Here is a 7988-nt window from a genome sequence, read left to right as displayed (position 1 = left end):
GGATGCCCAGAGACATGGGAGGGTACGTCATCATAAGCTACGCAGAGATCCATTGTGCATCGTATATTTTATCATCACTACTTCACTATATTTTCCCAGTAGTGACCGCGTAGCGCACCCAAGGATTGTAAGAGAATCACATATTTATAAAATACTGTTAGGGTGTATGTCAAAAAATATTTTTTTGACATCCCAACAACGGGTGAAACCGTTGATATATCAATATTTATAGAGGGAGGTGATTTTGTGAAAAAGACAATTACGAAGCCGGTGAATAACCCCGATATTGGTGTAGTCATGCCCATTTATAAGCAGGATCTACATTATCTTCAATTAGCACTTACTTCGATTTTGAACCAAAGTTATCGCAACTTTATGTTAGTGATCGTTCTAGATGGAGCACCTGCTGAGGTAATAAACCGGGTTAACGCTTTAACAAAACAAGATCCCAGGGTGAAAGTCATTGATAAAAGAGTGAATGGTGGCGTTTCGAACGCATTGAATACGGGGTTTGAGTATCTTTATAAGATTCCCAGCATCAAGTATTTAACATGGGTATCAAGCGATAATATCCATTACTACAGAATGATCGAAAAGTTAAGAAACGGATTTACGACTAATATCGATAATAGAATTGGATTAGTCTACAGCAGTTTCTGGCATATCGATGATAAAGGGGTAAAAACGTATACAGAAACATCCAGAGAGGCACTATTGGCATATCAGGACCAACCAAAAAGTCAATTATTTAATTATTGCTTTATTGGGACATGTTTTCTTTACAAGAAAGATATTGCTCAAAGGATCCGGGGATATTACCTTGAACCAGTGGAGGACTATGATTATTGGTTAAGATTTACAGAAAATTGCGAAATAAAGTTCATTAAAGAAATGTTGATGGAATATAGAGTAAACTCTCCGCAGAGTATTTCTAGTCAACTAAAATCATCTACAGATCAACATAGAAAGTGGAGAAACTCATTTAACATCGCGCGTTTTCAAGCACGCAAAAGACAAGTCATTCCTACAGAATTAACGATCGTCGTACCCCTTCATTATCGATCACCAATTAATTTAGACAGTTTTGAACGGATATTTGAACAATATTACAGTAACTTTGAAGTTTTGTTGATCGATAATAGCAAAAATGGAGAGGCAAAGAGTCTTATCCAGAAAATCCCGGATCCCAGAATGAAGATCATTGAAACCGACAATACAACAAAATTAAGTTCTTTAGTACAATACGCATTACCTTATATCACTACTCCATTTGCAACTGTGTTCCCTGAAAGCGGAGTACATTATCATGACAAATATTATATTCATAACGTCATGGACCAAAAGAAATATCATAGTCAAACGTTTCAAAAGGGGGCAGTTTATATTTCAGAAAACTTACGAAAAATTCTAGGAGGTCAATAAGAACATGAATGCAAATTCAAAAATAATCATAAATACCATTCCTAAAAGCGGAACTCACCTTCTTTTACAATTAATTCTAGGTTATATGAACAAAACAGAGTATAGGTGGATACTAAAAGAGGAAGAAATCAACGACATTAAACCTGGTGAAGTCATTCTATCCCACTTGGAGTATTCAGATAACGCTCACAGAATGATGATCGATAATAATATAACAATGATATTCGGTTATCGGGACCTTAGAGATATTTCTGTATCTCTGGTCCACTTTATAGTTAAGAACCAATATAACCACCCGATGAATCCCTACCTGACACAACATTTCCCTTCACACGACCAAAGACTATTGGCCATTATAAAAGGGGCTAAAGAAAATCCCGCAAATCCAAATTCACCATATGTCATTCCACCGATTGATTATTATGCAAAAAACAAAATTCAATGGTTAAAGGCCAAGGACGTTTGTCATGTTTCTTTCGAGGATCTTAGAGTAAGTGAAAAATCCTTAGATAAGTCTCTTAAGAGAATCATAGAATTTCTAAATGAGGGTCAAACGAATCAAACATTTCTAGACACTAAAATCAATCAAATGAAAAAAAATATTAATCATTCTAAAAGTGATACATTCCGCAAAGGAGTAATAGGTGATTGGAAAAAGGAATTTAATGAACATCATAAAAAAGCCTTTAAACAAATTGCAAATGGATTATTAGTACAATTTGGATATGAAAGCGATGATCAATGGTAATGAATCATCACTAGCTTGTAAATGGCTTTGGCAGGAATATCTACTCGCATACCATCATAAATACTCACCATCATTTCCTATGAAGCAAAGAATATTTTCTTTCTCGGAATAACACTGCGAGGAAGACCTGAAAACTATTATAAGTATTTATTAAAATGCTACATTCATAAGGGAGGAACAGTATTGAAAATACTATTTGTATTCTATATACCTAGCGGTGGCGTTGAAACTCTGGCTAGGCAGAGAAGCATTGCTTTAAAAAAGAAGGGGATACAATTTGATTATCTATTTTTTCAAGAAGGGGCAGGCATTCAAAATATTGACGAACAAGTTTATATTACCAATAATGATGATCGAATCCGTGCAATCATCAACAAGAATAAATATGAAGCGATCATAGTGGATTCTGACTACCCTTTCCTTTCAAGAGTCAGAAAATTAGGATTTAATGGAAAGTTAATTTATGAGGTTCAAGGTTTGGGTACGTTCTCCGAAGCGGACCTAGTCTTGAAAAACGCAAGAACTACCGTCAACCAATTCGCGGATGCCATCTTATATCCGCAAACCCCTCACTTAAATGAATTGGTTCAAAAACATTACCCTCATTTAAAAAAATTCAGCTTTCATAACTGTATCGATACCAATTCTTTCACGTACGAAACGGTTAATATGCCTATCGAAAAAAATACAATTATCGGATGGGTTGGACGAATTGAAGAAAATAAAAATTGGAAGGATTTTTTGTTAATATCCTCAGAGTTATGTAAAATAAATGCTAACTTGAGAATTTGGATGTTCACGGATAACAATCTCGGAAACCCGCAAGAAAAAGTTCAATTTAACCAAATGCTGACTAGATTAAATCTAAATCATAAAGTAACTCAATATTCAAATATACCGCATAAACAAATGGCGCATTACTACTCGAGAATCGGTAATTCCGGAGGGTTTCTCTTGTCTACTTCAAAGGTAGAGGGATTCGGGTATGCCATAGTAGAAGCGATGTGCTGCTTGTGTCCAGTGGTGACGACAGATTCAGATGGAATAAAAAGTTTCGTCTTCCACAATCAAACTGGAAAAATCATAAGGGACGAAACGGTTAAAAATGGTATACTTCAAGCTATTGAGTTGTTCAATGAACCAGCATTAAAACAACGGTTAAGAATAAACGCACAACAATTCATAAAAGAAAACTTCTCCCTGGAGCAGTACTCTACTCACTTCGTAAATATGTTAAAGGAACTGAATAGACACTAAATCCTATCGAGAATGTACGGACCACCAATTAAACGGTGGTTTTTCTCTTTCTTCGTATCATGTGTTCCAAGGAACACATGATACGAAGAAAGACTTTGGGACAAAAGGGTTTCGTTTCAACCAAAGAAAAATCCGAACAAGTGATTTGATTACTTGTTCGGATTTCTCTTTTTTTTTACTCTGGCTTACATGTATATAGCAGCTATTAGTTGTTGATTGTGTGAAAGGCAAAGACCCCTCCACCGCACCCTAAATGACAGAGCATTTTTAAATCTTAGCCTGTATACCAACAGCAACCTTTCAGAAAATAGCCAATTAAAAAGGCTATGAATAATATCAATCTCAAAGATCCTTTTAAAATCTTCTATCATGTTCAATCGCTTTATATAGCGAACTGTACTTCTTTTGCACGTGAATCGTTTCTTGATATATTCCTTGAGAATTTTTTACAGAGCCCATGTTAGAATGGACTCTATACAGAGTCAGTGGATCGTCCAAGTATTTTATCGGGGTTTTCAGACTGATACGGCACCACATCTCATAATCCTGTGTATACTGTAGCCTCTCATTGAATAATCCAACCCTTTTGATAAGATCAATATCAGCCATTACTGTACAACCGTTAATAGGGCAACCCCTTAATAACATTTTTCTAAACTCGCTAATCCTAAATTGTTTTGATCTCACTTCATTCACGATATGGTTCTTTTCGTTTATTGTTTTAAATGCAGTATAAGAAATTTCAGCTCTTTTCCTTTGCATAAATTGGAGTTGATCAAAAACTTTATTACTCAGGAACATATCATCTGAACTTAGCCATGCGAAATATTTTCCAGTTGCATGCCTCAAACCCGTATTCAGTGCTGAAGCTGTTCCACCATTTTCTTTCCTGATATAGTTAATTCTGTTTTTGAATGGTTGAATTTTGTTAACATATTGAGTTGAACCGTCATCCACCACGATGACTTCAATATTTTTATACGTTTGTCCAAGGGCACTTTTAATGGCCTGATCAATATATGGGCAGTTATAAAATGGAATAATGATTGATACTTTCAATTCCGTTCACCGCTTTCATAGGAAGTGATACTAATATTATATGTAGTACATTATATGTTGCTTGTACCATTACCTATTAAAGAAGAGTGCCATTAGCACTCTTCATACAATTTTAATATCTATATGTTTCACTTTTCCCATATTGATTTTATAGCAACAGAGCTCTTCTTCCTTTCCCCCAACTGAAGCAATAAAATAATAGGCCTCAGAATAGACGGAAAAAGTAACATCGTCCTTTGAAGGAACAGGTTTGCCAAATGGATGGGAGTGATAGATCCCTACAAACGTTTCATTTCGTTCATGAATACGAGATAGGACCAATTCCTGTTCATCTGGATTTATGGCGAAAGAATATGGGGTTGCTTCCATATTTTGCATTGGCCAAACCGTCAAACATCTGTTTTCCTTCCCGGAAATCAACCCACATGATTCATTGGGTAGATCTTTTTTCACTTCCAGCATGATCCTTGTATAGATACGACGGGAAAGGATGACCGATTCTTTAGGCGTTGCACCCGCATCCTTTATATTTAAATTTCGTCCTTTTGGCTTCCATTTGTAGCCTTTCTTCTTTTTTAATTCCCAAGGGTATACTTTTTTTCTGCTTGTAAATTTTATTCAGATCTTTGGATTGCATGATTATCCCCCCTTTCAAATTCACCTCATATATTTATTTGGATTGAACATGGTTCGCTTTGAATCCGAAGACATTGGAATATTGCCGTATTCATCGAATTGAGGATTAACCTGTGGAGCTTGTTTTTTTGCAGTACTCTGCCGCTTCATTTTATTGTACAATTCATTCTTTTTATTTGATTGAACTTGGATATCCTTTCGTAGCTGTGATAATTCCTTTTCCAGCTCTACTTCACGTGGATTTTTTTCTTTTTGTTTCCCGGCATATTTGTCATTGAGCAGTTCCACTTGCCTTTCGAGCTTTTGTTCTCTTTGTTTACACTCTTCTACCTGTGTCTTCAACCCAAGAATTTTTTCTTCATAAAACCCTTCGATTTTTTTTAATTCTTCATATAGAGCATTCACCTGGTTCAAATAGTCCTGGGTTGTATCTTCCCTCTTTTTACTTTGATCCAGTGAACCCTTTACTTCGTTGAATTTATCTGAATAAGACATCAAATGATCCTCGATCAAATCAAGTTTCTTAATTATTTCTGGATGATTGTTTTCTTCTTCCTTGCCCCATAAGAATCTCCACACTTTATGATGCCACCTTTCTTTTTTTTGTTCCTTAAAAGGATGTTTTTGCATTTGCAGCCGGCCTAAATGCGTATAAAAAGCTTGTTGATATATCTCAAACTCATTGGACTGTTTATCTTCCGATAAGAAATATTTATTCGCCTCCATTAAAAGTAAAATAACTTTATTCTTTAAAGATTCGAGACTGGATTTCCCTTCACTTGAATAACTTTCATAAATGACTCTTATTTCAGGGATGAAGGAAGGAATAAGAGGGATGCCACTTTCTGAGTTAACACCTTCTTGAAAATCCGTCTTTACAGTTTTTAATTCATCCTGAGATTTATCAAGCAAGGTTTCTCCAGGTGATAATGAGGCACGATCTACCTGTTGTTGGATTTGGAGAATTAGCTCATGTTTCACTTCCATTTCTTGAAGTAAATAATCAATTTGTTCGGTTAAGGTCTGAATAGTATGATGGTTTTCAGCAATTTCCAACTGATAGACCCTGTGTTTTGATCTCTCTCTGGACAATTCCTCTGACACATTTCGGATCCGATTTGAATAATGAGTATAGAGAGCCTCTAAATCATTCGAAAGAACTTGAATGTCATGAATGATGTCATGATGTTCTAGGTTGGTATTAGATATATGATCCTCCTCAATCATTTTTGTCACCCCCGTTGGCATTTTTTATTATCATATGTACGGTTTGTTTACATGTTAAAAAAAAGGAGAGAGATGACTCTCTCCCTCATTTAATTAAGCGTCCATGTCTCCAAGTAAGTCAGCGAATGTTTCACATTCACCAAACTCGACTAGTGCATCTACTACCCCACTATCAAAGATTACAACGTTCGCTGTATTTCTAAGGATTAAGCGGAAACCTTCAGTTGGTGCATCAAAGATTTGCAGTTCATAGAATAATTGCTCAGGTGCTCCGTCAAAGTAACGGATCCCTTCTCCAACTGCAGTAAGAGCATCGGTACCACATGTAACTCTGTCGATCGAAGATGGATCGAATGTGAAGCTGAAATCAGGCTGGAAGCCAGTAGCTGTTGGAGCTGGTGTAGGACCGACTTCCGTATCTGTGAAGGAGTAGGAGAATGTACTGTCTCCAAGAGAACATTCCTGACAGATTTCTGCTCTCAATGTGGACAGACCTGTTACGATGTCAGCTGATCCTCCAGTACCGAATGTTGCTTCAGTATCTTCATTTCTTGCAAGAGCTGTTCCTTGACATTCACAGTTAGCAACCGGGAATAACCCAGGACATTGTCGAGGGAATTCTAGTAAACTAAGATCGCACTGAAGTCTTTCTTCTGGTACAGGAATATTATTCGGACGTGGGAAACAGAATTTCGCCAATACTTCCAATTTAACAGGGTATTCGACTTGAACATCTTTACAAAGAACTACTTTCAGTGGAATCATCGGTCCGAATGGATCTGGTCCCATTAATACTCCACCAGAAGTCGCAATGACCTGTGTCGCTCTGATGTTTAAGTTTGCATTCGTAATTCCGACTGGTACACAAAGCATGATTTCATCCGTAAATTGAGTTCGTACAGTGAAGGAACATTCTGCTACTCCTGCTATTAGAATCGTTACCTCTACAGGAACAGTCCACACGATGAGAACCTTCCCTGGATTTCCGTTCTCAATAATTGAACCAGAAACACTGACATCAGCAGGATTTACTGGTGCAGTCTGAACCTCTACTCTTTGACCCGCTGCCAATGCTGCACTTACTGCTGCACGACATGCTTCATCTGGAATGAAGTTCTTATTCTCGTATCTATTCGCGAAGAACACCCAGTCATATACTTTGTCTACGCGAATACATTCCGGTGCTAAATCATTGGGATCCAATGGAATCGGTGACGGAGATGGTGTCGGAGTCTGGGAACCCCTAATTTGTTTACGCTTCTTCAAACAAATCTTCCTTTCTTCTAATGAATATTTATATCACACTATATCCTATGGACGAGAAAGAATTTGGTATAGAGTAAACACCTATTTATGCAAAAAAAAATTAATAGGCATATTAATAGTTTTTTTATTGTGCGCCCGGCATGGGTGTGATCTATAGGGTGAGAGTCCCGAGCCGTGAAGACAGTTGTAGCGGTTAGCTTAACGCAAGGGTGTCCGGGGCGACCCGGAATCTGAAGGAAGCGGGCGGCAAACCTCCGGTCCGAGGAACACGAATCTCATATAAGGCTTGTTGCACTGGATAAGTCTGCAATACAAGATGAAGTCCGAACTGTCGAAGGTGCAGAAAGTAAATGAGGCGGATAGATGGAGATGG

General features: G+C 37.1%; 7 protein-coding genes. 3 read left to right on the top strand and 4 right to left on the bottom strand.

The window, feature by feature from the left end:
• Positions 1 to 246: 246 nt before the first annotated feature.
• The 3 genes from AM506_RS21275 to AM506_RS21265 all read left to right on the top strand — a co-directional run bounded on the left by AM506_RS21275 (position 247) and on the right by AM506_RS21265 (position 3427).
• Entirely contained in the window at positions 247 to 1422 is a 1176-nt protein-coding gene (locus tag AM506_RS21275) for a glycosyltransferase family 2 protein (RefSeq protein WP_060675082.1), read from the top strand.
• A 4-nt stretch (positions 1423 to 1426) separates the two neighbouring features.
• Entirely contained in the window at positions 1427 to 2170 is a 744-nt protein-coding gene (locus AM506_RS21270; RefSeq protein WP_060675080.1) for a sulfotransferase domain-containing protein, read from the top strand.
• A gap of 183 nt (positions 2171 to 2353) precedes the next feature.
• Positions 2354 to 3427, top strand: a complete 1074-nt coding sequence (locus AM506_RS21265; RefSeq protein WP_060675078.1) for a glycosyltransferase family 4 protein — start codon at positions 2354 to 2356, stop codon at positions 3425 to 3427.
• A 354-nt stretch (positions 3428 to 3781) separates the two neighbouring features.
• Here the strand turns inward: AM506_RS21265 and AM506_RS21260 are convergent, their stop codons facing one another.
• From AM506_RS21260 to AM506_RS21245, 4 genes are all read right to left on the bottom strand, one after another.
• A complete protein-coding gene (locus tag AM506_RS21260) occupies positions 3782 to 4486 on the bottom strand; it encodes a glycosyltransferase family 2 protein (protein WP_060675076.1) in 705 nt (234 codons plus the stop codon).
• A 102-nt stretch (positions 4487 to 4588) separates the two neighbouring features.
• Positions 4589 to 4963: a M67 family metallopeptidase gene (locus AM506_RS21255; protein ID WP_268788419.1), complete on the bottom strand. Its 375-nt coding sequence runs from the start codon at positions 4961 to 4963 to the stop codon at positions 4589 to 4591.
• A gap of 180 nt (positions 4964 to 5143) precedes the next feature.
• Positions 5144 to 6178: a hypothetical protein gene (locus AM506_RS21250; RefSeq protein WP_152968652.1), complete on the bottom strand. Its 1035-nt coding sequence runs from the start codon at positions 6176 to 6178 to the stop codon at positions 5144 to 5146.
• 264 nt (positions 6179 to 6442) lie between these two features.
• A complete protein-coding gene (locus AM506_RS21245; protein ID WP_060675071.1) occupies positions 6443 to 7615 on the bottom strand; it encodes a hypothetical protein in 1173 nt (390 codons plus the stop codon).
• Between the last annotated feature and the right edge of the window lie 373 nt (positions 7616 to 7988).

Origin of the sequence: Rossellomorea vietnamensis (assembly GCF_001305855.1) — a bacterium.
Taxonomy (GTDB): Bacteria; Bacillota; Bacilli; order Bacillales; family Bacillaceae_B; genus Rossellomorea; species Rossellomorea vietnamensis_A.
Note: the sequence above shows the minus strand (reverse complement) of the source record. Positions and strands in the feature narration are given on the sequence as shown.